This is a genomic window from Micromonospora sp. KC213 (genome assembly GCF_004348325.1).
Taxonomy (GTDB): Bacteria; Actinomycetota; Actinomycetes; order Mycobacteriales; family Micromonosporaceae; genus Micromonospora.
This window is the reverse complement of record NZ_SMKF01000035.1, coordinates 1-26,660: the sequence shown is the minus strand read 5'-3', so window position 1 is coordinate 26,660 and position 26,660 is coordinate 1. Positions and strand designations below refer to the sequence as shown.

General features: G+C 72.1%; 23 protein-coding genes. 18 read left to right on the top strand and 5 right to left on the bottom strand.

What is annotated here, in order from left to right; translation table 11 throughout:
• Window positions 1–892 precede the first annotated feature (892 nt).
• The 5 genes from E1166_RS10590 (at window position 893) to E1166_RS30855 (ending at window position 4,885) form a co-directional block, all read left to right on the top strand.
• Window positions 893–2,125: an AI-2E family transporter gene (locus E1166_RS10590; RefSeq protein WP_243710289.1), complete on the top strand. Its 1,233-nt coding sequence runs from the start codon at window positions 893–895 to the stop codon at window positions 2,123–2,125.
• A 157-nt stretch (window positions 2,126–2,282) separates the two neighbouring features.
• Window positions 2,283–3,179 carry a YihY/virulence factor BrkB family protein gene (locus E1166_RS10585; RefSeq protein WP_243710288.1) on the top strand — a complete coding sequence of 299 codons (897 nt, stop codon included), beginning with the start codon at window positions 2,283–2,285 and terminating at the stop codon, window positions 3,177–3,179.
• Between the two features lie 211 nt (window positions 3,180–3,390).
• Window positions 3,391–3,651 carry a hypothetical protein gene (locus E1166_RS10580; RefSeq protein WP_132337999.1) on the top strand — a complete coding sequence of 87 codons (261 nt, stop codon included), beginning with the start codon at window positions 3,391–3,393 and terminating at the stop codon, window positions 3,649–3,651.
• 407 nt (window positions 3,652–4,058) lie between these two features.
• The gene (locus tag E1166_RS10575) at window positions 4,059–4,232 is read left to right on the top strand and encodes a DUF1049 domain-containing protein (RefSeq protein ID WP_132337997.1); all 174 of its coding nucleotides are present in this window, start codon (window positions 4,059–4,061) and stop codon (window positions 4,230–4,232) included.
• Between the two features lie 113 nt (window positions 4,233–4,345).
• On the top strand, window positions 4,346–4,885 hold the full coding sequence (locus E1166_RS30855; RefSeq protein ID WP_165944308.1) for a DUF5994 family protein: 540 nt from the start codon (window positions 4,346–4,348) through the stop codon (window positions 4,883–4,885).
• A gap of 196 nt (window positions 4,886–5,081) precedes the next feature.
• Here E1166_RS30855 and E1166_RS10565 read toward each other — a convergent pair whose 3' ends face one another.
• Window positions 5,082–6,707, bottom strand: a complete 1,626-nt coding sequence (locus tag E1166_RS10565; RefSeq protein ID WP_132337995.1) for a glycoside hydrolase family 43 protein — start codon at window positions 6,705–6,707, stop codon at window positions 5,082–5,084.
• Window positions 6,708–6,954: 247 nt separating this feature from the next.
• Between E1166_RS10565 and E1166_RS10560 the strand changes: the two genes are divergently transcribed.
• Genes E1166_RS10560 through E1166_RS10545 form a run of 4 tightly spaced genes read left to right on the top strand, consistent with a single transcriptional unit; the run spans window position 6,955 to window position 11,222 of the window.
• On the top strand, window positions 6,955–8,247 hold the full coding sequence (locus E1166_RS10560) for an extracellular solute-binding protein (protein ID WP_132337993.1): 1,293 nt from the start codon (window positions 6,955–6,957) through the stop codon (window positions 8,245–8,247).
• A 58-nt stretch (window positions 8,248–8,305) separates the two neighbouring features.
• Window positions 8,306–9,304 carry a sugar ABC transporter permease gene (locus E1166_RS10555; protein WP_132337991.1) on the top strand — a complete coding sequence of 333 codons (999 nt, stop codon included), beginning with the start codon at window positions 8,306–8,308 and terminating at the stop codon, window positions 9,302–9,304.
• The gene (locus E1166_RS10550) at window positions 9,301–10,140 is read left to right on the top strand and encodes a carbohydrate ABC transporter permease (protein ID WP_132264354.1); all 840 of its coding nucleotides are present in this window, start codon (window positions 9,301–9,303) and stop codon (window positions 10,138–10,140) included. The genes E1166_RS10555 and E1166_RS10550 overlap by 4 nt, the downstream gene beginning before the upstream one ends.
• 59 nt (window positions 10,141–10,199) lie before the next feature.
• The gene (locus E1166_RS10545; RefSeq protein ID WP_132337989.1) at window positions 10,200–11,222 is read left to right on the top strand and encodes a LacI family DNA-binding transcriptional regulator; all 1,023 of its coding nucleotides are present in this window, start codon (window positions 10,200–10,202) and stop codon (window positions 11,220–11,222) included.
• A gap of 124 nt (window positions 11,223–11,346) precedes the next feature.
• Here E1166_RS10545 and E1166_RS10540 read toward each other — a convergent pair whose 3' ends face one another.
• The gene (locus tag E1166_RS10540) at window positions 11,347–13,473 is read right to left on the bottom strand and encodes a DUF4173 domain-containing protein (protein WP_243710287.1); all 2,127 of its coding nucleotides are present in this window, start codon (window positions 13,471–13,473) and stop codon (window positions 11,347–11,349) included.
• Between the two features lie 165 nt (window positions 13,474–13,638).
• On the opposite strand from E1166_RS10540, the gene E1166_RS10535 reads away from it, so the two are divergent.
• On the top strand, window positions 13,639–14,577 hold the full coding sequence (locus E1166_RS10535) for a lytic polysaccharide monooxygenase (protein WP_132337987.1): 939 nt from the start codon (window positions 13,639–13,641) through the stop codon (window positions 14,575–14,577).
• Window positions 14,578–14,617: 40 nt separating this feature from the next.
• On the opposite strand, the gene mgrA is transcribed toward E1166_RS10535, so the two are convergent.
• A complete protein-coding gene (mgrA, locus tag E1166_RS10530; RefSeq protein ID WP_132337985.1) occupies window positions 14,618–15,607 on the bottom strand; it encodes an L-glyceraldehyde 3-phosphate reductase in 990 nt (329 codons plus the stop codon).
• Window positions 15,608–15,733: 126 nt separating this feature from the next.
• On the opposite strand from mgrA, the gene E1166_RS10525 reads away from it, so the two are divergent.
• From E1166_RS10525 to E1166_RS10495, 7 genes are all read left to right on the top strand, one after another.
• Window positions 15,734–16,705: an aldo/keto reductase gene (locus E1166_RS10525; RefSeq protein ID WP_132337983.1), complete on the top strand. Its 972-nt coding sequence runs from the start codon at window positions 15,734–15,736 to the stop codon at window positions 16,703–16,705.
• Window positions 16,706–16,762: 57 nt separating this feature from the next.
• Complete coding sequence (locus tag E1166_RS10520; protein ID WP_132337981.1) at window positions 16,763–18,013, top strand: histidine kinase; 1,251 nt, start codon at window positions 16,763–16,765, stop codon at window positions 18,011–18,013.
• Window positions 18,010–18,660 carry a response regulator transcription factor gene (locus E1166_RS10515; protein ID WP_132337979.1) on the top strand — a complete coding sequence of 217 codons (651 nt, stop codon included), beginning with the start codon at window positions 18,010–18,012 and terminating at the stop codon, window positions 18,658–18,660. Before E1166_RS10520 ends, E1166_RS10515 begins: the two co-directional genes overlap by 4 nt.
• Before the next feature lie 78 nt (window positions 18,661–18,738).
• Window positions 18,739–19,749: a hypothetical protein gene (locus tag E1166_RS10510; RefSeq protein ID WP_132337977.1), complete on the top strand. Its 1,011-nt coding sequence runs from the start codon at window positions 18,739–18,741 to the stop codon at window positions 19,747–19,749.
• 73 nt (window positions 19,750–19,822) lie between these two features.
• Window positions 19,823–21,283, top strand: a complete 1,461-nt coding sequence (locus E1166_RS10505; protein ID WP_132337975.1) for a sigma 54-interacting transcriptional regulator — start codon at window positions 19,823–19,825, stop codon at window positions 21,281–21,283.
• A 2-nt stretch (window positions 21,284–21,285) separates the two neighbouring features.
• Complete coding sequence (locus E1166_RS10500; RefSeq protein ID WP_132337973.1) at window positions 21,286–23,238, top strand: VWA domain-containing protein; 1,953 nt, start codon at window positions 21,286–21,288, stop codon at window positions 23,236–23,238.
• Window positions 23,239–23,303: 65 nt separating this feature from the next.
• The gene (locus tag E1166_RS10495) at window positions 23,304–23,777 is read left to right on the top strand and encodes a hypothetical protein (RefSeq protein WP_132337971.1); all 474 of its coding nucleotides are present in this window, start codon (window positions 23,304–23,306) and stop codon (window positions 23,775–23,777) included.
• A 10-nt stretch (window positions 23,778–23,787) separates the two neighbouring features.
• Here E1166_RS10495 and E1166_RS10490 read toward each other — a convergent pair whose 3' ends face one another.
• A complete protein-coding gene (locus E1166_RS10490) occupies window positions 23,788–24,438 on the bottom strand; it encodes a TetR/AcrR family transcriptional regulator (protein WP_132337969.1) in 651 nt (216 codons plus the stop codon).
• A gap of 66 nt (window positions 24,439–24,504) precedes the next feature.
• On the opposite strand from E1166_RS10490, the gene E1166_RS10485 reads away from it, so the two are divergent.
• Entirely contained in the window at window positions 24,505–26,166 is a 1,662-nt protein-coding gene (locus E1166_RS10485; RefSeq protein ID WP_132337967.1) for an NAD(P)/FAD-dependent oxidoreductase, read from the top strand.
• On the opposite strand, the gene E1166_RS10480 is transcribed toward E1166_RS10485, so the two are convergent.
• Window positions 26,163–26,660 (bottom strand): RICIN domain-containing protein (locus tag E1166_RS10480; RefSeq protein WP_132337965.1); only part of this gene is annotated, 498 nt, incomplete at its 5' end. The genes E1166_RS10485 and E1166_RS10480 overlap by 4 nt on opposite strands.

Sequence of the window (26,660 nt, the reverse complement as noted above, 5' to 3'; positions counted from 1 at the left end):
AGCGCGTTTTTCGCCGCGGAGTGCGACCCGGCGTCGGTCATGACGTTCGTCGACGAACACCGTGGCCGCTACGCGGTCGCACTCCTGCTACGGGTCCTGGCGTATGCGAGTCCACCTACTACGGCTGGCTGGACAGGGCTAACCAGCCCTGCTACCGGGACGAGGGTCGACCGCGGGTTGCTGTCCAACATCTTCCGAGATCTGGACCGCCTCAGGCTGCACCTACGGCGCCGACCGGGTGCACCAGCAGTTGCGCTGCGACGGCATCCGCGTCGGGCGCGAACGCGTCGAGCGGCTCATGGCGTCGCCGGGGCAGGGCGCGTTCCTGCGCCGCGGCTGGCGCGGCGGGTCCACCCGCCGCGACCTGGGCGCTGCGTCGGCGCCGGGCCTACGGCTGGTACAGCACCTACCGCATCCAATGCGAGCTCGGCTACTCAGCCCGGACAAGTACGAGACCGCCTGGCACCAGGCCCACACCGATCAGCCAGACTCGATCCGCACCACCCGGACGCCAACCGGCGGCAGGTAACCACCGCTCCGGCAAAGCGGGGAACTGAGGTAACCGATCAGGACTATAGGTACGTAAGGCGTTCCGGTGCCCTGGTGGTGTTTGGGCGCGGCGTTGGTGTGGGTGGTCAACGGGCATCGTCGAAGGGCTTCGCGCATGTCACAGCGGGGTGCGATCCGGCTTGTCATCGGAGCTCCGGCCGCGGGTGACGATCATCCATGGCGTGGGTATAGATCGCCCGTTGACGTAGTCGAATAGGGGGTTGCCATGTGCTGGGTCGCGTCGGTGCGTGAGCGGGCGCGAGCGCGTGTGGCGGCCGCGCGGCAGGGCGGCTCGCTGCCGCCGTTTCGGGCTGACTTCCCGTCGGGTGAGTCGACAAGGCCGGTGGTCGTCGCGGAGGCGGCATCGAGCGTGGACGACGGCATTCCCCGCGGTGTGCGGATCGCCGGTGCGTGGGCGTGGCGGCTGATCTTGTTCGTGGCTACCGCCTATCTGCTGATCAGACTGATCGGGTTCTTGCGTATCGTGGTCATCCCGGTGGTGGTGGCGTTGCTGCTCGCCGCCCTGTTCGAGCCGGCGGTTCGGGGGTTGCGAAACCGGGGAGTCAACCGGTCGCTGGCTGCCGGCATGGTGCTCGTGGGTGGGTTGGCGGCCGTGTCAGCCGGTCTGGGTCTGATCGTCGGGACGGTCGTCTCCCAGTTCGGTGACCTGTCCGTGCAGGTCCGTGAAGGGGTGGAGGAGATACAGGCGCGGCTTTCGCGCGGCCCGCTGGGCATCTCCCAGGCGCAGCTCAGCGCCGCGCTCGAACGGCTGCAGCAGCAGGTGTCCGAGAACCAGGGGGCGATCACGTCCGGCGCGTTGAGCACCGCCACGACGTTGGGCGAGGTGGTCGCCGGGTTCTTCCTGGTGCTGTTCACCCTGTTCTTCTTCCTGCGTGACGGGGCGCAGATCTGGCGGTTCCTGTGCCGGATGTTGCCGCGCGCGGCTCGCGTCCCGGTGGCCCGGGCCGGCCACTACTCCTGGCACACCCTTGGGTCGTACGTCCGCGCCACGGTGCTCGTCGCGTTCGTCGATGCCGTCGGTATCGGCATTGGTTTGGCGGTGCTGCGTGTCCCGCTCGCACTGCCGCTGGCGGGGCTGGTGTTCCTGGGGGCGTTCATTCCGGTCATCGGCGCCACCCTGTCCGGCACGGTCGCGGTCCTGGTAGCGCTGGTCACCCAGGGCCCGGTCAGCGCGCTCATCGTTCTTGCTGTCGTCATCGGCGTGCAACAGCTGGAGGGCCATGTCCTGCAGCCGCTCATCATGGGCCGTGCTGTCGCCCTGCATCCGCTCGCTGTCATCCTCGCAATCGCCACCGGGCTCGTTGTCGCTGGCATCGTCGGCGCGCTCGTGGCCGTTCCGCTGCTTGCCGTGGCCAACACGGCCGTGCGCTACCTCAGTGAGCACCCGCAGGGCGAGCCCACTCCTGACCGGGAACCGCCGGGAACCCGACCGGTCGACGAGAACCAGCGCGAAGGCGCGCAGATCGTGCGGCCGGCCGACGAGCCTACGGAAGGGGGAACGCCGCCGGTTGCCACCTCTGTCGGTCCCGCCCCAGGGACGCCGGCCGCGCCGTGAAACCTGGCGTGGTTTGGTGGCGTGTCGTGCGTGACCGGGACCGCCGTCGGGTACGGCAAGCGGCGTGACGGTCGGGAGCAGGCGACAGCGGGGCGCCGCGATGTGGTGGCGGGCACGCCGCCGGCACGGTTGGCTGGACCACCTGGCCCGGGCCGCGGTGCGCTACGCCGAGGCCGACGGCGGTCGGCTCGCCGCGGCGGTGACCTACTACGCGTTCTTCGCCACGTTCGCGCTGGCCCTGCTCGGCTTCGCGCTCTTCGGGTTCGTGCTCGACGATCCCGCGGTGCAACGTTCGGTGCAGCGCTATCTTGACCAGAACCTGCCCAACCTCGACGTGCAGGCGCTACGCACCGCGCGCGGCGCCGCCGGGGTGATCGCGTTCCTCGGCCTGCCGGTCACCGGCTGGTTCTGGGTAAACGCGCTGCGCTCCTCGATCCGCAAGGTCTGGCGTCTGCCCGAGTATCCCGGCACCTTCGTCGTCCGCCTGCTGATCGACCTGCTCGTGTTGACCGGACTCGGCCTCCTGCTGGTCGTGTCCCTGGCGACAGCGTTCACGACAACCGCGTTGGCCAGCCGACTGATCGACACCACCGGCGCGGACGCCGCCCTGACCCGCGGGTTGCTCGCCGTGGTCGGCCTCGTGGTCGGCGTCGCCGTGAACACCTTGCTGTCGATCGCCGTGCTGACCGGGTTGCCGCGGCTGCGGATGCCGCCGCGCCGGGTCGCGTTACCGGCGCTGCTCGTCGCGATCGGGCTGGAGCTGCTCAAGACCGTCGGTGGCTTCTTCGTGCAGCGCATCGAGGCCAACCCCACCTATCACGTGGTCGCGGGCACGGTTGGGCTGCTGGTGTCGCTCAGTGTCGTCAACCAGCTCGTTCTGTTCGCGGCGGCGCTCACCGCTACCGCCACCATCGGCGATGTCACCGACCTCGCCCTAGGAGGCAAATTGCCAAGGATGTCCAGCGATCAGGACATTGCCACGGCGGAACCAACCACCGTCCCCGATATTGGGTCGGCGCGCGAACAAACCGCTGATCACCGGAGTCCGGGATAGGGGCGGCCGGCGTGAGCGCGGGCAACGGCAGCGGGCCGCTACCCGCAAGCCTGGTCCGATTCGCCGCCAGCAGCTGGCTCAGTGAGCGAGAGTGGGATGTGGAATCCGCGACGTCCCCGGGTACAGGTTGGGCGGCGGCCGGTGGCAGGCCGGTGCTCGCGAGCCGGAGCATGGGCTCGACGTGCGATACGCCTCCCGGAAGGAGTCGAGCGTGGCTGAGAATGTCGAACTGATCATTCGGTTTCACCCGGTAGGCGGTGAGGACGTCTCCGTGCTGACCACCGATTTCACCGGCCCCGACGAGGCGCTTGGGGTGATCGCCAAGGCATTGGACGAGCGGCGCAGTCTGGTCCTGACCCGTGCCAGGTACAACCGGGAGGCAACCGAGAATGCCGTCATCGTCAACCTCGCCAACGTGGTAGCCGTCCGGGTGGCCAGGCAGGACAGCGAGACGACCGGCCAGTATCTGTAACGGCGGTACGGACCAGCATCACGGTGCGGTCGCGTACCGAGTGCCGAGAACCCGCTGGTGCCGCTGCGAGGCCTGCGACAGCTGCCGTTTACCACCGCGTGTTCCGGCACCGGAACCGGCGGTATTTCCTGCCGGAAACGGCATTGACCGCGGTCGACGAGACCGCCGAGAAGCAGTTCCGGCCGAACAGGCGTACGATGGGCATATACTGGAAGCGACATGCCGTCTTGAGGTGCCTGACCCCGGCCAACCCGTAGGGGACGTCATGTCTCACCACACGCACCGCGAACGTGCGGACCGGGCCACCACTGCACCGCAACGGCCCACGACCGCTCCGCCATGAACGCTGACCGCCAGACGGATGTCCACCCCGCACCGGTGCCGCCTGGGTAGCCACGTTGCTGGCCGTGGCGTTGATCGTCTTCATGCTGCAGAACACGCGCAGCGCCGAGGTCAGCTTCCTGTGGATGCACGAGGGCTTGCCACTGGCGCTGGGGCTGCTGATCGCCGGTGTCGGCACGGCCCTGCTGACCATGGCGGTCGGCGCCGCCCGGATCACCCAACTGCGCCACCAACGCTGACCCGCTCCCGCGCCGTCCAGGGCGGCTCGGTACCTATCGCGATCGCGCACGCCAACCCTGCCTGACGTCGAAAACTGGTAACCCCAGGGCGACGAGGCGGGAGGGAGAGGGATATGACGCTCAACGGTACGTCCCGCCGCAGGACGGCGATCTCGCCAACGCCACCGTCTACGCCTCGCCTGCGGATGCAGCCCACCGGGTCGCGCCGCACCCTTTTGGATGGCGGATGGTGGCCCCGTTCGACTGACCCCGTCGCCGAGCTGCCCGGCCTGATCTTGGTTATCGACCGGCTGCACGGACCAATCACCCGGCTGGTCCTCAGCTCCGCCGGCTGGACCGACCACCCCCGCCGCCGGCTAGGCGTGGCCGGCCGGCTCCTTCGCCTCGGCTACTTCACCAGCCAACCCGCCAGCCTGCTCACCGCGCTGATCGAGGACAGCGACCGAGTCGATCTGCTCGTCGTACCGCCGGGCACCGCGAAACGCACCGCCGACGCGGCCCTGGCCATAGCCGCGTCCAGCGACAACCGCGTCCACGCACAAGACATCCTGCACACCGTCGGCATACCGGCTCCTGCCGGGGCCGATCCTGCTGCCCAGGACTCATGGGAGGGCGAAGGCGGCCACCTAGCCGCCGCACCCAGGGTGCCTTAGCGGTACCGCGCATCGCCTCCGATCTGGCCGCGAAGTACTCCGCGAATGCCGCGTCACGATCGCCCATTCCGTCCTCCGATCCCTGATTCCGGGATAGTCACGGAGTCGGCGACGCCGGGGGTTGCCCGGCGGGGCGAAGTTTCTCGTGGCGACGGACCGTGGGCAGCGAGAGGCGGGACGGGTGCGGCGGCCGGGGTCAGTGCTCCCGGTAGGTGGCGAGGTCGAAGTCGGCGTGGCCGCCGTCGCCGCCGAGATCCTGCACCCACAGGCCGAGGAACGCCCCGGTGAAGCCCCACGCCGCCGGCTCCCCGTCGATGATCAGCGCGGCGTGCTCGTCGGAGAGGATCGTCGCGTCCAACTCCACCGGAAGCTGCCGCCAACCGGCGCCGAGGTCGTAGCCGAAGCGGACGACGGGCCCGTCGAACTCCGCACGCAGGCCGACCCGGGTGACGCCGTCGGCGTCGACGGTCAGCTCGGGGTACGCGGTGCGCCGCCCGCTGTCGGCGCTGAGCAGCTCCAGTACCGTCCGGCCGTCGTCGGCCCGGGTCAGGTAGAGGTGGTGCCAGTTGAGGGTGTTGTAGTAGGTGGTGACCCCGGCCAACTGGCGGTGGTCGAGCGGGTCGAACTCGACCACCGTCTCCAGCGAACAGTGCGTCGCCCCGACCCGCCGCGCGACCAGGCTGGGCGTCTGCCGCCCCACCGGCGACTGCCCACCGTGCACCCGCAGGTACGACGGGCGGGACCGCAGGTCGATCCAGTCCGGGGTGGCCGGTCGGCGCAGGGTCGACCAGCACGGGCCCAACTCCGGGCCGTCGAAGTTGTCGGTGGCCGGCTCGGCCGGCCACGGGTGCGCGGGCAGGCTGGGCGCGGTAACCTCGTCCGCCGGGACGCCACCGGGGATCCGGGGCCAGCCGCCCGCCGGCCAGTCGACCCGTTGGATCGCGGTCTCCCGCCCCAGGACGCAGTTGCCCAGCGGAGTGTAGGGACGACCCACCAGGTGGGCCAGGTACCACTCGCCGTGCGGGGTGCGGACCAGGCTGCCGTGGCCGGCCTTCTGCAACCGCAGGTCGGGCCGGCCCACCGAGGTCAGCAGCGGCCCGGCCGGGTCCACCTCGTACGGCCCGAACAGCTCGCGGGAGCGCGCCACCGTGACCTGGTGCTCCCAGCTCGTGCCCCCCTCGGCGGTGATGAGCCAGTACCAGCCGTCGTGGCGGTACAGGTGCGGGCCCTCGGTGAGCCCGACCGGGGTGCCGGTGAACAGGAGGCGGGGCCGGCCGACGAGCCGGCGGGCGTCCCGGTCGTAGCGCTGGATCTCGATGCCGCCGAAGCGGTCCCGCCCGGGCCGCCAGTCGGCGCTCATGCTCAGCAGCCAACTGGAGCCGTCCTCGTCGTGGAACAGCGAGGCGTCGAAGCCGTGACCGTGCAGTTTCACCGGATCGGACCAGGGGCCGGTGATGTCGGGGGCGGTGACGAGGAAGTTCTGCGGGTCCCAGTAGCCGCTGGCGAAGCTGGCGACGTCGCTGTAGACGAGGAAGAACTCGCCGTCGTGCCAGGACAGGTCGGGTGCCCACACCCCGTTGGAGTCGCCGCAGCCGCGCAGGTCGAGCAGGCGGCGTTCGGTGATGATCCCGCCCAGCGGTCGCCAGTGCACGAGGTCGCGGGAGTGGTGTACGCGGACCCCCGGATACCACTCGAAGGTCGAGGTGGCCAGATAGTAGTCGTCGCCGACCCGCAGGATCGAGGGATCCGGGTGGAACCCGGCGAGGACGGGGTTGCGGATCGACCCGGCGGCGGTCGCCACGTCAGCGGTCTCGGTCGACACGTCGGCTCCTCTGATGCAGCTCTCGAAAACTTCCGAATGGTGTCCGGATACTCAGGAGGTCGGGAACACGCTATCGGTTCGAGTCCTGACACGACAGACCCCTTGACCCGGGAGGGAACAGCTCGTAGCGTGCCGCCCATCGATCGGTAATACCGGTGAAGCAGTGAAAGTTTCGGAGATACACGTTCCAGATCCCGCCGGCTCGGCCGGCATCCGAGCACCTCGTGAGTCCTCGAAGGGATGGATCATGACGACGCACCTCTCCCGCAGAACCCTGCTCGGTCTCGCCGGCGCCGGTGCCGGCGCCTACCTGCTCAGCGCATGCGGTGACGACACCTCTCAGGACCCGAACGCCGCGCAGACCATCAACTGGTGGCACATCCAGAACACCGAGCCGATGCTGCCGGTGTGGGCGGCGATGGCCCAGGAGTACAAGAGCGCGCACAGCAACGTGACCGTCGAGGTCCAGCCGCTGGAGAACGAGGCGTTCAAGGCCAAGCTCACCACCGCCACCCAGGCCGGCTCACCGCCGGACCTCTTCCAGTCCTGGGGCGGGGGCGTGCTCCGGCAGCAGGTCGAGGCCGGCCTGGTCAAGGACATCACCGACCAGGTGCAGCCGTGGGTGGGCAGTCTGCTGCCCGCCGCCATCCAGCCGTACACGATCGACGACCGGATCTACGGCGTGCCGTTCGACCTCGGCATGGTCGGTTTCTGGTACAACAAGGATCTTTTCGCGCGGGCCGGGGTGAGCGCCGTTCCCACCACCTGGGCCGGCGTCCTCGACGCCGTCCGCAAGCTGAAGGCCGCCGGCACCGTGCCGGTCGCGCTGGCCGGCAAGGACAAGTGGCCGGCCCACTACTACTGGGCCTACCTGGCTATGCGCATCGGTGGGCTGCCCGCCCTGCAACAGGCTGCCAAGGACAAGAACTTCGACACCCCGGATTTCGTCGCCGCCGGCGAACGGCTCAAGGAACTGATCGACCTGCAACCCTTTCAGCGAGGTTTCCTCGGCGCCGAGTACGGTTCCGCGGACGGCCAGGCCGCCACGATGGGCAACGGTGGGGCGGCCATGGAACTCATGGGACAGTGGGCCCCGGCCGTGCAGGCGTCCAGCTCCACCAGTAAGAAGGGTCTCGGCGACAAGCTCGGCTTCTTCCCGTTCCCCGCCGTCGACGGCGGCAAGGGTTCCGCCTCGGACGCGTTCGGCGGTGGCAACGGCTTCGCCGTCGGCAAGGACGCCCCCGCCGCGACGACCGACTTCCTCAAGTTCCTGCTCACCGTCGACAACCAGCGGCGGTCCGCCAAGACCGGCGCGGTCCTGCCGACCGTCAAGGACGCCTCGGACGCCATCTCCGACCCGAACAACAAGATCGTCGCGGAGAACCTGGCCAACGCCAGCGGCTTCCAGCTCTACCTCGACCAGGCGTACCCGCCCGCCGTCGGCCAGCAGGTCAACGACAGCGTCGCCGAACTGATCGCCGGCACGAAGACGGCCGCGCAGATCGTCAAGGACATCACCCAGGTGGCGAAGAGCCAGTAGCGATGACCACCCCCTCCCAGCGACCCGTAGCCGTCGGCGAACACCCAGTGGAGCAGGCATGACCAGGCCATCGACCGTGCCGGACGCCGGGCGGGGCGACGCGGTGGCCGGCCCCCCGGAGTCGGGGTCGGCCACCGCGTCGCGGCGCGCTTCCCGGTCCCGGCCGGGCCGCCGTCGGGCCCTCGCCGTCTTCCTGACGCCGGCGCTGACGCTGTTCCTGCTGCTGGTCGTCGCGCCCATCGCGGTGGCCAGCTACGCCAGCCTGTACAAGTGGAACGGCTTCGGCCTGCCGCAGAACCACGTCGGTCTGGACAACTACACCCGAGCCTTCGCCGACCAGGTGTTCCGTGGCGACCTGTGGCGCGGGTTCGTGTTGATCGTGCTCTCCCTGGCCGTTCAGCTACCCGCTGCGCTGGGCCTGGCGATGCTGCTGAACCAGCCGCTGAAGGGGCGCAGCCTCTACCGGCTGGTCTTCTTCGCCCCGTACGTGCTCTCCGAGGTCACCACGGCGGTGCTCTTCACCCTGGTGTTCTCGCCCAACCGGGGGTTGGGCGACGTGATCTCGCGGTGGCTCGGGGCCGAGGCGGGAGCCGTGTTCGCCGATCCGGACACCGTGCTGTACGCCGTCTTCCTGGTGGTGTCCTGGAAGTACTTCGGCCTCTACCTGATCCTCTTCCTGGCCGCCCGGCAGGGCATCCCCAAGGAGCTGCACGAGGCCGCGGTCACCGACGGAGCCGACGCCTGGAAGGCCTTCCGGCACGTCACCCTGCCCCTGCTCGGACCGACCATCCGGATCGCCGTGTTCCTGTCGGTCATCGGCACCATCCAGCTGTTCGACATGGTCTGGGTGCTCACCGGCGGTGGCCCGATCCACGCCTCCGAAACCATGGCCGTGACGATGTTCCAGTACGGCTTCCGCCGCTTCGAGGTCGGATACGCCAGTGCGATCAGCATCGTCATGTTCGTCCTGAGCCTCGCCTTCGCCCTCGTCTACCAGCGCTTCGTCCTGCGTCGGGACACCGAGGGCGCCCTCACCGTCCAAGGAGACCAGCGATGACCAGCCCGGCGCACCCGGCCCGGCGGGCCCGCAGCCTCGTGCTGCACCTGATCTGCATCGCTGTCGGCGCGCTCATCGTCGTACCGGTCTGGTTCGGGGTGATCGGCGGGTTCAAGGACAACGGCCAGCTCTCCACCAACCCGCTCGGCCTGCCCGACCCCTGGGTGCCGGGCAACTACACCGACATCGTCACCTCGGGCGTCTTCTGGCGGAACCTGGGCAACAGTCTGCTGATCGCGGTGAGCACCACGGTCATCGTCGTCGGTGCCGGGGCGATGGCGGCGTTCGTCTTCGCGCGCTTCGCGTTCCGGGGCCGGGAACTCCTGGTCACCCTTTTCGCCGTCGGGCTGATGTTTCCCTTCGCGGTGGCGATCCTGCCACTGTTCGTCCTGCTGCGCGGCATGGGTCTGCTGGACAACCCGCTCGGGGTGATCCTGCCGCAGGCCGCCTTCGGACTGCCGATCACCATCATCATCCTGCGCCAGTTCTTCCGCACCATCCCCGGCGAGGTGGAGGAGGCTGCGACGCTGGACGGCTGCGGTCCCTTCGGGTTCTTCTGGCGGGTCCTGCTGCCGATGGCCCGCCCGGCTCTGGCCACTGTCTCCGTGCTGGCGATCGTCGCCAGTTGGAACAACTTCATGCTTCCCCTGGTCGTCTTCACCGACCAGGGATGGTGGACCCTCCCACTGGGGGTTCAGGCGTTCCAGGGCCAGTACTCCGACGACACCGCCCGGGTGCTCGCCTACGTGGTGCTGTCCATGGTGCCGGCCCTGGGCTTCTACGCCGTGGCCGAACGCCAGCTGATCGGCGGCCTGGCCGGCAGCGTCAAGGGGTGACGACACCACCTACGGTAGCTTCTGCCACCGTAGGCTCCCGCCACGACGAGAGGTGGACCGTGGGCGCAGACGACAACAGGAACGTCACCATCGCGATGATCGCGCGCTTGGCCGGCGTTTCCGTGCCCACGGTCTCCCGGGTCATCAACAACCGATCCGACGTCGCCCCCGGCACTCGGGAACGGGTCGAGGAACTGCTCAACCAGCACGGCTACCGGCGCCGCCTGCCGAGCAGGCGTACCAACTCGGCCCTGATCGACCTGGTCTTCAACGACCTGGACAGCCCGTGGGCCGTGGAGATCATCCGCGGGGTGGAGGACGTGGCGCACGCCAGCGGAGCCGGCACCGTCGTGTCGGCCATCCACCGGCGCACCTCCGCGGCGAAACAGTGGCTCGACAACATGCGGACCCGTTCCACCGAGGGAGTCATCTTCGTGACCTCGATGGTGGAGCCACCGTTGCAGGCCGAGCTGCGCCGGCTGCACGTTCCCGTGGTCATCGTCGACCCCGCCGGGGTGGCCCCGCAGGACGCGCCCACCATCGGCGCCACCAACTGGGCCGGCAGCCTGCGCGCCAGCCAGTACCTGCTCGGCCTCGGTCACCGCCGCATCGGCTTCATCGCCGGCCCACCGCAGCTGATGTGCAGCCGGGCGCGGCTGGACGGCTACCGGGCCGCTCTCGACGCCGCCGGCATCGCCGTCGACGACACCCTCGTCCGTCCCGGCAACTTCTACCACGAGGCCGGTTACACGGCCGGCAACCACCTGCTGGCCCTGCCCGACCCGCCCACCGCCATCGTGGCCTCCAGCGACCAGATGGCACTCGGCGTCTACGAGGCGGTCCGCAAACGCGGCCTGCGGGTGCCCGACGACGTCAGCGTGGTCGGATTCGACGACCTGCCCGAGGTCCGGTGGTGTTCGCCGCCGCTCACCACCATCCGGCAGCCGCTGGCCGAGATGGGCATGCTCGCGGCCCGTACGGTGCTACGACTGGCCAACGGAGAGAAGATCGAGAGCCCACGGGTCGAGCTCGCCACCGAACTGATCGTCCGCGACAGCACCTCGTCCCCCCGACACGGCTGAAGGCCCACTGCCGCCGGCTTCCGGCACGCCGTCCGCCTGCGACCACACGCCGCCGCTGCGACCAGGTGGGGTACGCCCGTGTCGCGCCGCCACGGCCCGGATGACCGTGGCGGCGCGAGCCGGATCAGCGCGTCTTGGGCAGGTCGAACTGGTCGGCGGCCTTGCAGTCCTTCTGCCCGCCGATCGCCCGTGGCCCGAGCCGGTCGAGTTCGGCCCGGGCCCGAGCCCGGCCCAGGTTCCACGCGTACCAGGGGTCCGCCCGGTCGAGGTCGTCGTCGATCCAGCTCAGCGTGCAGCGACGGACCCGGTCCGGCAGCGTGGCCAGCGCCGGGGTGGCGTCGGCGGAGAGCGCCCGCAGGTACCAGGCGTCGATCTTGCCGGTCTGCTCGTACCGGGCGATGTTGCGGCGGGCGGCGTAGTCCTCCGGGTTGAGCACGGCCAACCCCAGCAGCATCGCCACGGCCAAGCCCACCGTGACCCCGGGGATCCACCGCCCCCGCCAGCGGACGCCGGCGGCCAGGATCATCAGGAAGACCGTCCCGAGCAGCAGCTCGAACGCCATCACGAAGATCCGTTCACCGGTGAAGCTGTAGACCTTCTGGTAGGTGTACATACGGGACAGCGCCGAGATCACGATCACCACACTGAGCGCACTGAGCAGGCCGAGCAGCACCCGCAGCAGGACGCTCTCCGCCCGGCGCTCCCGCCGCGCCCACCGGGTCACCCCACCGAGGACCGCCAGGGTCAGCAGCGTGACGACCACGAGCTGCCAGAAGCCGCTGCGGGCGTACTGGGCGTAGCTGAGACCGGCGGTACGCAGGACGTGCCGCTGCCCGCCGAAGAGCACGGTGAACTGCACCACCACGAAGCCGGCGAAGAGTGCGGTCAGCGCGGCGATGGCCGGCGCCCACTCCAGGACGCCGAGCCGGCGCTCGCCGGGCCGGTCCACCGTGGAGAGGTCCGGCGGGGCGGCCAGGGTGTAGACGGCGGCGACGGCGATCAGGCCACCCACCGCGGCCAGGAAAAGCCACCGGAACAGCCCTCCGACGTTGATCTCCGGCATGATCGCGCCGAGGACCTCGGAGAACGCCGCGTCGGCGGAGGAGAGCAGGCCACCGAAGACCAGCAGCACGAGCCCGGTGGCGACCGTCGACCAGACCACTCGACGGATCACCCCCGTGTCGGGGGCGGCCGTGAGGTGCCGGCGTACCCACGGCAGCCCGCGGAACGCCGCGAACGGGGCCGCGACCATGCTGTACAGGATCGAGCGGATCAGTGTCCCTCCGATGATCGCCAGCGCCGCGCAACCGAGCGCTCCGAGCACGCAGAAGGTCACCAGCCACCAGGCGTTGCGGAAGGCGAGCACGGCCAGCAAGGCGAGTGCCGCCCCGGCCCAGCCGGCCCGGACCAGGCGTTCGGTGCGGGCCATCCCGACGGTGCGCGACCGCACCGCGGCGAGCACCGCGACGGTCAGCACGAGCCAGCCGAGGAACCAGCCGATCCCGACCCGACCCAGCGGGACGAAGGAGGCCACGCCCAGCGCCCCGGCCGCGACGGCGGCGGGTACCGCCCAGCCGGTGGCCGGCTTCGGGCCGGGCCAGCACCGCTGGAGGAAGCCCGGCGGGGCCGGCCGGGGCGCCCAGGAGACCGGCGGCCCGCCGTACTGCAGCGCGGGTGACCCGTCGGGCGGCGTGGGCCCGGTGACCGGGCCGGGACGAGCCGGTGCGGTCGGGCCGGTGACGGACGCCGAGCCGGCACCGGTGCCGGCCGGCGGCGTGGCGGCGGCGTGCGCGGTCGCCCCGGCCGGGCCGCCGGCCCCGGTCACCCCGGCCCCGGCGGCGTCGGTCACTCCGGTACCCGTTGCTGCGGTGGGGTCGGTCACGGCGGTACCGGTCGACGGAGCCGACGGCGGCCCGACGGCCGGGCTGGCCGGCCCGCCGGTCGGGTCGCCGCCGGGTCCGGCGGTGGCCGCCGCGGCCACGACGGGCACCATCGGAGTGGCGGCCGGGTCGTCGGTCGCCGGCACCAGGGGTACGAACACCGCGAACCCGCGGGTACCGGGTGGGACGGCGACCGGGATGGCCCACCCGGGCTGACCCTCCGGGCCGGGCCAGACCAGGTTCGGCGGCGCGCCGTCCGCGGTCGGCATGACCAGCAGGTACGGCGTCGCGTCGGGGGGCGGTGGACGGTCGTTTCCGCCGGCGGGCGGGTTGGCTCCGGGGGAGTCCGGTGGTGGTGGCGGCTCGGACACGGCACGCTCCTTGATCAATGAGGTGTGGTCACTGTAGAGCCAACCCCGCCCGGCCCGCCGTCCCTGGAACCCCGGCAGGTGGCACAGCCTCGCGGCCGTGCGCCCGCGGCGTCGGCGGTGAACCTTTGCCGCGCGCCGTCCGTACCAGTGCGCGGGAGGTCCACCGTGAAGCCCGTACGTCGAGTGCTCGCCGCCGTCGCGGTCTGCGTCGCGACCGTTGCGCTGCCTGCGGCACCGGCCGCGGCGCACGGCGCGCCCACCAGCCCGGTCAGCCGCAACGCGGCCTGTGGCCCGGCCGGGGAGTACGCCTCGACGCCGGCCTGCCGGGCCGCGCTGGAGGCCGGTGCGGCGCTGCGTGAGTGGGACAACATCCGGCAGTACGGCGTCGCCGGCCGGGACCGGGAGAAGATCCCCGACGGCGAGCTGTGCAGCGGCGGCCTCTCCGCGTACCGGGGTCTGGACCTGGCCCGCGACGACTGGCCGGCGACCGAGGTGACCGGCGGCGCCAGGTTCACGTTCCGCTACGCGGGCACCGTCCCGCACGAGGGCACCTTCCGGCTCTACGCCACCCTCCCCGGTTACGACCCGCAGAAGCGACTGACCTGGTCGGACCTGTCGGAGCGCCCCTTTGTGACGGTGACCGACCCGCCGCTGCGCAAGGGCGCGTACGAGTTCACCGGGCGGTTGCCGGTCGGGCTGGCCGGGCGGCACCTGATCTACACGGTGTGGCAGAACTCTGACAGCGCCGACACCTACTACTCCTGCTCCGACGTGGACTTCGTCGAGCCGGCGGCCGAGTCCCCGACCGCCGACGTCACCGCTTCGCAGGTCCTGGCCGGGCCGCCCGGCGCTGCGGGAGTACCCGGGCCAACCGGCGTGCCCGCGTTCACGACGGAGCCGGCGCAGACCGGGGCGGGCGGCGTACCGGTGGCGGCGGTGTCCCGGCTGCGTGACGACACCTACCTGCTGGCGAGCGGGGCCGCGGCCGCCACGGTGCTGCTCGGCGCGATCGTGGCGTTACGGCTGCGCCGGCCCAGTGCCCCGCCCCCGGGTCGCCCCTGCGGGGTGCGCAACCACCGCGCCGGCCGCCGCCGGGTCTGGTGACGGCGTGCCGGCGTACCCCTCGGCGCTCGCCGACGCCGGCTCAGCCGAGTAGCCGGTCGATCTCGGCCAGCTCGTCGGCGGTGAAGTCCAGGTTGTCGACCGCGGCGACGTTCGTCTCCAGCTGGGCCACGCTGCTCGCCCCGATGATCAGGCTGGTCATCCTCGGGTCGCGCAGCGCCCAGGCGAGCGCGAACTGGGCGAGGCTCTGGCCGCGTCGCTCGGCGAGCGTGCCGAGTCCTCGGATGGTGGCCAGCTTCTGCTCGGTGAGGTCGCTCTCGTCGAGGAACACGCTGGTGCGTACCCGCGAGTCCTCGGGGATGCCAGCCAGGTAGCGGTCGGTGAGCAGGCCCTGGGCGAGTGGGCTGTACGCGATGCAGCCGGCGCCCACCCCGGCCAGCGTGTCGAGCAGGCCGTCGTCCTCGATCCGACGGTTGAGCATCGAGTACCGAGGCTGGTTGATCAGCAGCGGGGTGCCCAGGTCGCGCAGAATCGCCGCGGCGCGGGCGGTCTGCTCGGAGGTGTAGTTGGAGACACCGACGTACAGCGCCCGGCCGGAGCGGACGATCGCGTCGAGCGCGCCCATCGTCTCCTCCAGCGGGGTCTCCGGGTCGAAGCGGTGCGAGTAGAAGACGTCGACGTAGTCCAGGCCCATCCGGCGCAGCGACTGGTCGAGCGAGGCGATCAGGTTCTTGCGCGAGCCCCACTCCCCGTACGGGCCGGGCCACATCAGGTATCCGGCCTTGCTGGAAATCACCAGTTCGTCCCGGTACGGCTTCAGGTCGGTGGCGAGCATCCGGCCGAACGCCTCTTCGGCGGCACCCGGTGGTGGCCCGTAGTTGTTCGCCAGGTCGAAGTGGGTGATCCCCAGGTCGAACGCGCGGCGGACGATGTCCCGCTGCCGCTCGTAGGGTCGGTCCGGCCCGAAGTTGTGCCACAGGCCCAGCGAGACGGCGGGCAGCCGGATCCCGCTGCGGCCACTGCGCCGGTAGCTCATCGAGTGGTAACGGTCGTCGCTGGCGAGGTAGGTCACGACTGAAGACCCTAACCGTGCCCGACGTGCCACTCGTAGCGGAGCCGGGGCAGCTCCCGGCCGGTGGACGGGGAGACGGAGGTGCCGGCCGGCCTGCGGCACACCGGCGGGGAGTAGCTTCGGACCATGCGTTACGTCCGGCTCGACACCCCCAAGCCCATCTCGAAAATCGGCCTCGGAACGTGGCAGTTCGGCTCCCCGGAGTGGGGCTACGGCCCCGACTACGAGCGCCGGGCCGCCGAGATCGTGCGGCGTGCGCTCGAACTCGGGGTCACCCTCTTCGACACCGCCGAGCTGTACGGCTTCGGCCGCAGCGAGCGCATCCTCGGCGCGGCGCTCGGCGACGACCGGGTGAAGGCCGTGGTGGCCAGCAAGATCTTTCCGCTGCTGCCGATCGCTCCGGTGGTGCAGCAGCGGGCGGTCGCCTCCGCGGCCCGGCTCGGCGTCGACGGTATCGACCTCTACCAGGTGCACCAGCCCAACCCGGTGGTCGCCGACACCACCACCATGAGCGGCATGCGCACTCTGCAGGACGTCGGGCTGGTCGGCGAGGTCGGCGTCAGCAACTACGGCCTGCGCCGGTGGCGGTTCGCCGAGGCCGCGCTGGGCCGCCGGGTGCTGAGCAACCAGGTCCGCTACAGCATGATCGACCGTGGCCCCGAGGAGGACCTGATCCCGTACGCGGAGCAGGCCGGCCGGATCGTCATCGCGTACAGCCCGTTGGCGCAGGGGTTCCTCTCCGGCCGCTACGACGCCATGAACCCGCCGAGCGGGGCGGTGCGCCGGGGCAACCCGTACTTCCTGCCGGAGAACCTGGCGCGCGGCAGCGCACTCATCGCGACCCTGCGGGAGGTCGCCGACGCGCACGACGCCACACCGAGCCAGATCGCGCTGGCGTACCTGCTGCGGCACCCGAACGTGGTGGCCATCCCCGGTGCGTCCGGGGTGGAGCAGATGGAACGCAACGCGGCCGCCGCCGAGATCGACCTGGCCGACGACGAGTACGCCGCGTTGGTCGCCGCCGCGCACGCCTTCCGTCCGGTCACCGGCCTGGCGGCCGTACCGCGGATGATCCGCGCCCGGCTGCGAGCCCGCTGAGCCGATCTCCCCGGGGCGGGGGAGTCGCGGATCGCCCGGCGGCGGGACAATGCCGGGGTGACCATCCGGGGTGTGTTCGCGCCGCTGGTGCGCGGCAGCACCTGGCGGCGTGCCGTGTTCCTGCTCCTCGGCGGCGTGCTCGCGCTGCCGTACGCGCTGCTGGTGGTGGCCTTCGCGCGGCTGCTGGGCAGCGCCGACGTGCCGCGCCCGCTCGGTTTCGGGCTGCTGCTGGTGGGTGCCGGGCTGGCCGTGGTGCCGGTGTTCCTGGCTGGCAGCCGGGCGCTGGAGATCGCCGCCGCCCGGGCGTTGCTCGCCGTCGACCTGCCGGAGCCCGCCCCCGACCACCGGATCGACCGGGAGACCCGGCTGCGCGCCGCACTCTGGATCGCCCTGCACCTGGGCACCGGCGCGGCGGTGCTGTTCGCCGCGATCAGCGCGTTCCCGATGGCGTTGGTGTTCGTCGCCGGCCTGGCCGGGATCGACACGGGCGTCGCGCCGGACGAGCGCTTCGGGCCGCTCGACCCGGCCCACCCGGTTCCGGCCGGGCTGGTCGGGCTCGCTGTGCTGGTCGCCCTCGGCTACGCGGTGGCCGGGCTGGGCGCGCTCGCCGCGTCGATGGCGCCGGTGCTGCTCGGCCCGGCGCAGGCCGAGCGGATCGCCGCGCTGGAGGCCCGGGCGGTCCGGCTGGCCGAGCGCAACCGGCTGGCCCGGGAACTGCACGACTCGGTGGGGCACGCCCTCACCGTGGCGACCCTCCAGGCCGGGGCCGCCCGCGAGCTGCTCGACACCGACCCGGAGTTCAGCCGGCGGGCGTTGCGGGCCATCGAGGAGACCAGCCGGCGCGCCATGGACGACCTCGACCACGTGCTCGGGTTGCTCCGGGACACCGGGACCGGGCGTGGCCCCGCGACCACCGCGCCGCAATCCACGCTGGCCGGTCTGGACCGGCTGGTCGCCGACGCCCGGGCCGCCGGGTTGGTGGTGGAGTCCCGGATCGGTGGGCCGCTGGACGCGCTGCCCGCCGTGGTGTCCCGCGAGGGCTACCGGATCGTGCAGGAGGGGTTGACCAACGCGGTCCGGCACGGCCGCGGGCCGGTCACGCTGCGGGTCGCCGTACCCCCCGAAGGGTTGGAAATCGAGCTGGTCAACGCTGTGCGCGGCAGCCCCGGGCCGACCGGCGGCGGACGCGGGCTGGACGGCATGCGGGAGCGGGTGCTGCTGCTCGGCGGGCAGCTCGACGCCGGCCCCGAGGAGGACCGCTGGCGGGTCCGGGCCACCCTGCCCGCGCCGAGGGAGGAGACCGAGTGACCATCGACGTGCTGATCGTCGACGACGACGAACTGGTCCGGATCGGCCTGCGGGCGATCGTGAGCGCCCAGCCGGACCTGCGCGTCGTGGGGGAGGCGGCGGACGGCGCGGAGGTGCCGCCACTGGTCGCCAAGCTGCGCCCGCGGGTGGTGCTCATGGACGTGCGGATGCCGGGCATCGACGGCATCCAGGCCACTCGCCGGCTGCTCGCCACCTCCGCCGACCCGCCGCGCGTCCTGGTGGTGACCACGTTCGCCAACGACGAGTACGTCTACGAGGCGCTGCGCGCCGGGGCGAGCGGCTTCCTGCTCAAACGGGCCCGCCCGGCCGAGGTGGTGGAAGCCGTGCGGGTGGTGGCGGCCGGCGAGTCGTTGCTCTTCCCGGCCGCCGTCCGGCAGCTCGTCGGCGCGTACGGGCGGCGTGGCGGGGACCGGCTGCGCGCCGCCCGGCTGACCGACCGGGAGGCGGAGGTGCTGCGGCTCATGGCGGCCGGGCTGTCCAACCAGGAGATCGCCGCGCGGCTGGTGGTCGGCGTGGAGACGGTCAAGACGCACGTCGGGAACGTGCTGGCCAAGCTCGGGGTGCGGGACCGGACCCAGGCGGTCGTCGCCGCGTACGAGTCGGGGTTCGTGGTTCCGGCCGGCTGAGGCGTTCCCTCCCACGGGGGAGCGGGTCCACCCCGGGGCGGGAGGAATCCGGCGACGGGCCGGCCGAGGCTTCAGGGCATGACTCTCCCGCTGCGTACCCGACTCGACCTGGCTGCCCCGGTCGCCGCCGCCTGGCTCGGCGTCTGGGGCGTGCTCGCCCTGGTGTCCACGCTGACCGGCGCCGGCTATCCGCTCGGCGCGAACGACCCGCACGGCGGCGACGGGGCCGGTTTGCTCGGGCTGGTGCCCGTCTCCGTCGGCCCGCCGTTGTTCGCGGCCGTGCTGCTGACCGGCGCGGTCGCCGCCCTGGCCATGGCCGGGACGGCCGTCCGGCCGTCCCGGCCACTGCGCCTGCTGATCACCGGGTACGCCGCGACCGTGGCCCTCGCGCTGGCGGTGGTGGTCCCCGGGATGCGCGTGTTGGCCCTGCTCGGCTACGCGCCGATGCTGATCGTCGGCGCGCCGTTCGGCTGGCCGCCGGTGGACTACGCCGAGATCTTCACCTGGCCGCTGTTCGCCCGGCTGGCCGCCCTGGTCGGTGGGATGCTGCTGGCCGGCGCGCTGCTGCGCTGGCGGCACCGGATCGCCGACGGGCGTTCACCCGCGTGGGCCGCACCCGCCTCGGCCGCCCGATGGGGCCGGTGGGCGGCGTGGACCGCGGCCGTCATCCCGGTGCTCTACGCGCTGATCCGGTTCGCCTGGCTGGCCGGGATCCCGCTGGGTATGTCCCGGGAGGCGCTGGCCGACATGCACGCCGACGGCTCGGTCTGGGCGGGCGCCGGACTGGGCGCGTTCGCCGTGGTCGGCGCGGTGCTCACGCTCGGGCTCGTGGCGCGCTGGGGGGAGCGGTTCCCGCGCTGGCTGCCCGGCCTGGCGGGCCGGCCGGTGCCGGTGCTCCTGGCGGTGATCCCGGCCGGGCTGGTCACGCTGGCCGTCCTCGCGGCCAGCGTCGACATCCTGGCCGCCCCGCGGTTTCTGGAACTGATCCGTGAGGTCAACTCCGCCGCCCTGCCGATGCTGCTGTGGCCGGTCTGGGCGGTCGCGCTGGCCGCCGCGACGTACGCGTACCACCTGCGCCGTCGCGCCTGAGCGCCCCCCGGGGGGTTGGTCCCGGCACGGGGCGGGACCGGCCCCCCGGGCGGTGTGGAAATCCTGAGCTAGCGTGGGTCGGGTGACCGCTCCCCACCAGGTTCCCCCGGTCCCGCCCGCCGAGCTGCCCACCACGCTCGGCGGGCTGCGCGCGGCCGGCCACCATTACCGCACGGTCAAGCAGGAACTCCGCGACAACCTTTTCGCCCGGATGCGGACCGGCGGGGAACGCTTCCCCGGCATCGTCGGCTACCAGGACACGGTGCTGCCGGAGGTCGAGCGGGCGCTGCTCGCCGGCCACGACATGGTGCTGCTCGGCGAGCGTGGCCAGGGCAAGACCCGGCTGATCCGCTCGCTGGTGGCGTTGCTCGACGAGTGGACGCCGGTGATCCCCGGCTCGGTGCTCAACGAGCACCCGCTGCACCCGCTCACCCCGGCGTCCCGCGCGCTGGTCGGCTCCGCCGGCGACGACCTCCCGATCGGTTGGCTGCACCGCTCGATGCGGTACGGCGAGAAGCTGGCCACCCCGGACACCAGCGTCGGCGACCTCATCGGCGACGTCGACCCGATCCGGCTGGCGCAGGGGCGTACCCTCGGCGATCCGGAGACGATCCACTTCGGCTTGGTGCCCCGCACCAACCGGGGGATCTTCGCTGTCAACGAGCTGCCCGACCTGGCCGAACGGATCCAGGTGGCGTTGCTCAACGTGTTGGAGGAGCGCGACATCCAGGTCCGCGGCTACCAGCTCCGGCTGCCGCTGGATCTGCTGCTGGTGGCCAGCGCCAACCCGGAGGACTACACCAACCGGGGGCGGATCATCACCCCGCTCAAGGACCGGTTCGGCGCGGAGATCCGGACCCACTACCCGGTCGATCTGGAGCTGGAGTTGGCGCTCGTCCGGCAGGAGGCCGACCTGGTCGCCGAGGTGCCGGAGCACGTGCTGGAGGTCCTCGCCCGGTTCGCCCGCGCGGTGCGCGAGTCGCCGTCGGTGGACCCGCGCTCCGGCGTCTCCGCCCGGTTCGCCATCGCCGCCGCGGAGACGGTCGCCGCCGCCGCGCTGCGCCGTTCCGGCCTGCTCGCCGGTGCCGCCTCCGACGGGGTACGCGGGGAAGCCGCGGTCGCCCGGGTCGGCGACGCCGTCTCGGTCACCTCGACCCTGCGCGGCAAGGTGGAGTTCGAGAGCGGCGAGGAGGGGCGGGAGATCGAGATCCTGGCGCACCTGCTGCGCGCCGCCACCGCCGAGACGTTCCGGGCCCGGCTGGCCGGGCTGGACCTGTCCGGCTTCACCGCCCTGGTGGCGGAGGGCACCGTGATCGAGACCGGCGAGCTGGTCTCCTCGGCGGAGCTGCTGCGCCAGGTCGGCACCGTGCCCGGCCTGGCCAAGGCGCTGGACCGGCTCGACCTGGGCGACGCGCCGACGCCGGAACAGGCTGCCGCCGGTGTCGAGTTCGTGCTCGAAGGGCTGCACCTGACCCGCCGGCTCGGCAAGGACGTCACCGAGTCGGGGCGCACCGTCTACGGCGGCCGGGGCTGACCGTGGCCGGCAACCGGTTCCGGTACGGCCAGTGGCGCGGTGGGCCCGACCCGCTCGCCCCGCCGTACGACGTGCGGGCCGCGGTGGACGAGGTCGGCGCGGACGTCCTCGCCGGCGGCAGCCTGCGGGAGGCGCTGCGGAACCTGCTGCGGCGCGGCCCGCAGGGCCGGGGTGGCCTGGACGACCTGGCGGCCCGGGCCCGGCGGCTGCGCCGGGAGGCGCTGCGCCGCGGCGACCTGGACGGCACCGTCACCCGGGCCCGGGCTCTGCTCGACCAGGCGCTCGCCGCCGAGCGGGACGAGCTGCGGGGCCGCGACGGCGACGAGGCGCGCTTCGCCGAGACGGTGCTGGAGAACCTGCCCCGGTCCACGGCCCGGGCGATGGCGGAGCTGTCCGGGTACGAGTGGGTTAGCGCCGAGGCGCGCGCCACGTACCAGCGGATCCTCGACGGGCTGCGCGGCGAGGTGCTGGAGCAGCGGTTCGCCGGGCTGCGCGACGCGGCGCGGGCCGCCGCCGATCCGCAGGTGCAGCGGCAGCTCGCCGCGATGATGCGTGACCTGAACGACCTGCTGGCCCGGCACGCCCGCGCCGAGGACACCACCGACGCGTTCGCCGAGTTCATGCGCCGGCACGGCGAGTTCTTCCCGGAGCGGCCCAGGGACGTCGAGGAACTGGTCGACGTGCTGGCCCGCCGGTCGGCGGCCGGGGAGCGGCTGATGCGCTCGTTGTCGGAGCGGCAGCGCACGGAGCTGGCCGGGCTGATGCGCCAGTCCCTCGGCGACCGGCTGGCCGGCGAACTGTCCGCGCTCGACGCGCACCTGCGCGCGTTGCGGCCGGACCTGAACTGGCAGCGTGGGGAGCGGGTCCGGGGTGACCAGCCGCTCGGTTACGGCGAGGCCACCGGCGCCCTCGGTGAGATCGCGGAGCTGGACGAGCTGCTGGACGCCCTGGAACAGGGGCATCCCGGCGCCAGCCTGGACGACGTTGACGTCGAGGCGGTCACCCGGACGCTGGGCCGCGACGCCGCCGACGACGTACGCCGGCTGCAGGAGCTGGAGCGGGAGCTGCGCCGACAGGGCTGGGTGGCGCGGGACGCCGACGGGCTGACCCTGAGCCCGAAGGCGCTGCGCCGGCTCGCCGGCACCGCGTTGCGGAGGGTCTTCGCCGACCTGACCGCCGGCCCGCGCGGCCAACACGAGCTGCGGGCGGCCGGCGCGGCCGGCGAGGTGAGCGGCGGCTCCCGTCTCTGGCAGTACGGCGACGAGCAGCCGCTGGACGTGGTGCGGACCCTGACCCGCGCGGTACGCCGGGCCGGCCCGACCGTGCCGGTTCCGCTGGCGGTCGAGGACTTCGAGGTGGTGGAAACCGAGCGGCGGGCGTCGGCGGCGGTGGCGCTCTGCGTGGACCTGTCGTACTCGATGGTCTCCCAGGGGCGGTGGGGGCCGATGAAACAGACGGCGCTGGCGCTGTCGCACCTGGTGGCGACCCGGTTCCCGCAGGACGCGTTGCAGATCGTCGGGTTCGGCCGGGAGGCGACGACGCTGACCCGCCAGGAGTTGGCGGCGGTCGAGCCGGACCTGGAACAGGGCACCAATCTCCAGCACGCGCTGCGGCTGGCCGGGCGGCATCTGCGCCGGCATCCGGGCGCGGAGCCGGTGGTGCTGGTGGTCACTGACGGTGAGCCGACCGCCCACCTGGACCCGGACGACGGGCAGGCGTACTTCCACTGGCCGCCGCTGCCCGAGACGATCGAGGTGACCGTCCGGGAGGTGGACCGGTTGACCCGGTACGGCGCGACGCTGAACCTGTTCATGCTCGGTGACGATCCGGGCCTGCGCCGGTTCGTCGAGGCGGTGGCCCGCCGCGCGCGGGGCCGCGTGTTCACCCCCGACGCCGACGACCTCGGCGAGTACGTGGTCTCCGACTACCTGCGCGCCCGCCGCGGTCGCCGCTGACCCGTCCGGGTGATCCCCGCCCGCCGGGCCGGTGCCGCCGGGCGCGGGGCACGTTGACTGGAACCATGGACAGCGGCGGGCTGCGACGGGCGTACGACGAGCTGCTCCACGAGGTGACGGCGGGCCGGTTCGGCGCACCCCCGGCCGGGCAACCCAGTGCCGAGCAGATCGTGGCGCACCTGGCCGCCAACGACGAACTGATGAGCGAGGCGACCGAGGCGGTGCTGGCGGGAGCCCCGTACGCCTACTACGACCCGGAGACCCTGCACCGCGGCGAGCTGGACGCGCTGGTCGCCGAGCACGGCGGGTTGGCCGGGCTGGTCACCCTGCTGCGCGCCACCAGCGGCCGGCTCTGCGCCCTGGTGGAGCGGCTGGGCCCGACCGCCGACACCCCGGTCGAGACACACCTGCGGGAGGGCTTCGACCTGCGGGTGGACGAGCCGCTGCCGTGGTCGCGCACGCTGGACCTGCACACCCGCGTCCACCTGCCCAAGCACCTGGCCCAGTTGCGGATGCTGCGCGACGGCGGCGACGCGTAGCGTCGTCGGCCTAGAGGGGAGTGGCGTCGGTCGCCGTGAGTGTCTTGATCGACGCGAGTGCGGTGTCTGGATCGGCGCCGAGGCCGCTGAGCATGGTGACGAGCATGGGCACCAGGACACGCTCGGTGCCGTCCTCGCCGAAGTAGCCGCCGACGTCGGCCATCACGTAGCCGTGCATCGCGGTCCATAGTTGGCTGGCAATCGCCAGCGGGTCGGCCGGTCGCAGTCGTCGCTGTTTCACGGCGCGACCGCAGGTCTCCACGATCTCCTCGAAGGTGGGCCGGCCGCGTTTGCGCTCGTCGGCGGTCTGGGGGCGGTACATGCCCAGTGGGGCGGTACCGAACATGACGGCGTACAGGTGCGGGTTTTGGCGCGCGTTGACCAGGTAGGCGCGGGCCAGGCCGGCCAGGTCGGTGATCGCGTTGTCCGTGTGTGGCACCTCGGCGAGTCGCGCGGCCAGCCGGGCGAAGCCTTCTGTGACCACCGCGTCGGCAAGATCGGCCATCGAGCCGAAGTGCGTATACACCCCCATCGTGGAGGTGTCGGCCTCGGCGGCGACTCGGCGCAGGGTGAGCGCCGACGGGCCTTCCTCGGCGAGCAGGCGGGCGGCGCCTTCCAGGAGCCGGACACGCACGGTGGGATCGCTACGACGTTCGACCACGGACTGATCCTAGTGCTATAGCGTTTGATATAGCGCTTGATATGCTGCTCGGTGGAGGTGGTTCACATGAACGACTGGGACGCGATCGTCATCGGCTCCGGCCTCAGCGGGCTCACCTGCGCCGCCTATCTCACGGCTACCGGCAAGCGCACTCTCGTGCTCGAACAGAACCAGGTAGCCGGCGGCTGCAGCCAGGTCTTCCGGCGCAAGGGGAACCGGTACGAGTTCGACGTCGGCATGCACTACATCGGTGAGTGTCACCCCGAAGGGCGGATGACGGCGGCACTGCGCGGTCTCGGACTGGACGGTCGGATCGATTTCCGCCAGCTCGACCCCGACGGCCACTCGACGCTGGTGTTCCCTGATCTCACGTTCCGGGTGCCCAGCGACTGGGACACCTACCTGGCTCGGCTGGTCGAGGCGTTCCCCGACCAGGAGCGTGGCCTACGGCTATGCGTGGGCATCCTGCGACGGATCGGCGCCGAGTTGCGTGCCGCCGCGATCCCCGGGTGGAGCATCGCAGGCATGCTGCGGTTCGTCCGGACGGCGCCGACCCTGGCCTCCGTCGGGCTACTGCCGTTGACCTGGCTGTTCGCCGCATGTCGGCTCAGTCCGCTGGCCAGGGCGGTGATCGTCGGCGAGTCCGGCGACTACGGGGTGCCGCCGTCGCGAACCTCGGTGGCGCTGCACGGCGCTTTCCTTGACCACTATCTCACCGGCGGCGCGTGGTACCCGCGCGGCGGCGGCCAGGTCATTCCGGCTCATCTCATCGACGTCATCCAGACCCACGGCGGCCAGGTGCGCACCAAGGCGCGCGTCACACGCATCCTGACAGACGACGGAACCGTGGTCGGCGTCCAGCTCGACGGGGGCGAGGCGATCCGCGCCCCGATCGTGGTGTCGGGCGCTGACCTCAAGCGCACCTACCTCGACCTCGTCGGCCGCGACCACCTGGCGCCGGCCACCGTCGCCCGGGTGGAGAAGTACCGGATGGCGCTGCCGTTGTTCAGCGTCTATCTCGGACTCGACATCGACCTCGCCGACCAGCTGCCCAACAGCACGTACTGGTGCTACCCACACGCCGATGTGGAACAGGTCTACCGCGACATCTACGACGGCCGGATCCCGGACGAGATGCCGATCTTCCTCACCTCGGCCACCACCAAGGATCCGGGAAACCCGCACGCCGCTCCGTCCGGACACTCCACCCTCGAGGTGATGTGCCTCGCGCCGCAGGGCACACTCTGGCCCAGCGGCGACGACTACCGGAAGGACCCGCAGTACGCCGTGCTCAAGGAACGTCTCACCGAGCAGCTGATCGACCGCGCTACCACCGTGATCCCGCACCTACGTCAGCACATCGTCTGGCAGGAGGCGTCCAGCCCGCTCACCCATGAACGGTTCACGCTGTCCACCCTCGGCTCCTGCTACGGCATCGAGATGGCCGCCGACCAGATCGGTCCACGCCGACCCGGCCCGCGCACCGAAATCCGCGGCCTGTGGCTCACCGGTGCCAGCACCATCTGGGGCAGCGGCATCGTCGGCGCCGTCAGCAGCGGCCTGGGCACCGCCGGAGCGATCCTCGGCCGCCCGCTCAGCGCCGAAGTCAAGAACGGTGCCGTGATCGCCGACCCGTCCAAGCTCACCCCGATCAGCCCCGACTGGGATCCGCTAGCCGTGTCCAAGCCCAGCTCCCCGCTCCGCCGCCGGTCCCGCGCCGCAGCCTAGTCGACGGTCCACTGCTGGGCGGCGGCGCTGGTGCAGGGGACCTGGCGCAGCTCCGCGCCGGCCTCGGCGGCGCCGTCCTGCGGTTGCGCGCACTTGCCGGAGTGCACCGCGACCACCAGCACCGGCCCGCCGCTGCTGCCGATCAGTCGCCACTGCTGGTTGTCCCGGCCGTGGCAGGGGTACTGGAGCAGCTTCGCCCCGTCGTCGCCGCTGCCGCCGTCGACGTCCAGGCACTGGCCGTGTGCGGCGTTGGTGAGGGTGTACACGTCGGGGGCGACCTGGTTGACCACCCAGCGCTGCTCCGGCCCGCCGGTGCAGGCGACCAGTCGGGCCTGGGCCATCTCGTCGTCGCCGTCGGTGCCGACGCAGAGCCCGGAGGTCGCGGAGCGCAGCACCTTCGGCCCGGCCAGCGGGGTACGCGGCGGGAGACTGCGCGGCGACGGTGACGGCGTCGGCGAGGCCGAGGTCGGCGTCGGCTCGGGGCTCTCCGACGC

Excerpts from the sequence above, each read along its gene's own strand:
- E1166_RS10510 (WP_132337977.1), top strand. The coding sequence starts at position 18,739 with ATGACTCTCCCGCTGCGTACCCGACTCGACCTGGCTGCCCCGGTCGCC.
- E1166_RS30855 (WP_165944308.1), top strand. The coding sequence starts at position 4,346 with ATGACGCTCAACGGTACGTCCCGCCGCAGGACGGCGATCTCGCCAACG.
- E1166_RS10550 (WP_132264354.1), top strand. The coding sequence starts at position 9,301 with ATGACCAGCCCGGCGCACCCGGCCCGGCGGGCCCGCAGCCTCGTGCTG.
- E1166_RS10495 (WP_132337971.1), top strand. The coding sequence starts at position 23,304 with ATGGACAGCGGCGGGCTGCGACGGGCGTACGACGAGCTGCTCCACGAG.
- E1166_RS10560 (WP_132337993.1), top strand. The coding sequence starts at position 6,955 with ATGACGACGCACCTCTCCCGCAGAACCCTGCTCGGTCTCGCCGGCGCC.
- E1166_RS10485 (WP_132337967.1), top strand. The coding sequence starts at position 24,505 with ATGAACGACTGGGACGCGATCGTCATCGGCTCCGGCCTCAGCGGGCTC.
- E1166_RS10555 (WP_132337991.1), top strand. The coding sequence starts at position 8,306 with ATGACCAGGCCATCGACCGTGCCGGACGCCGGGCGGGGCGACGCGGTG.
- E1166_RS10525 (WP_132337983.1), top strand. The coding sequence starts at position 15,734 with ATGCGTTACGTCCGGCTCGACACCCCCAAGCCCATCTCGAAAATCGGC.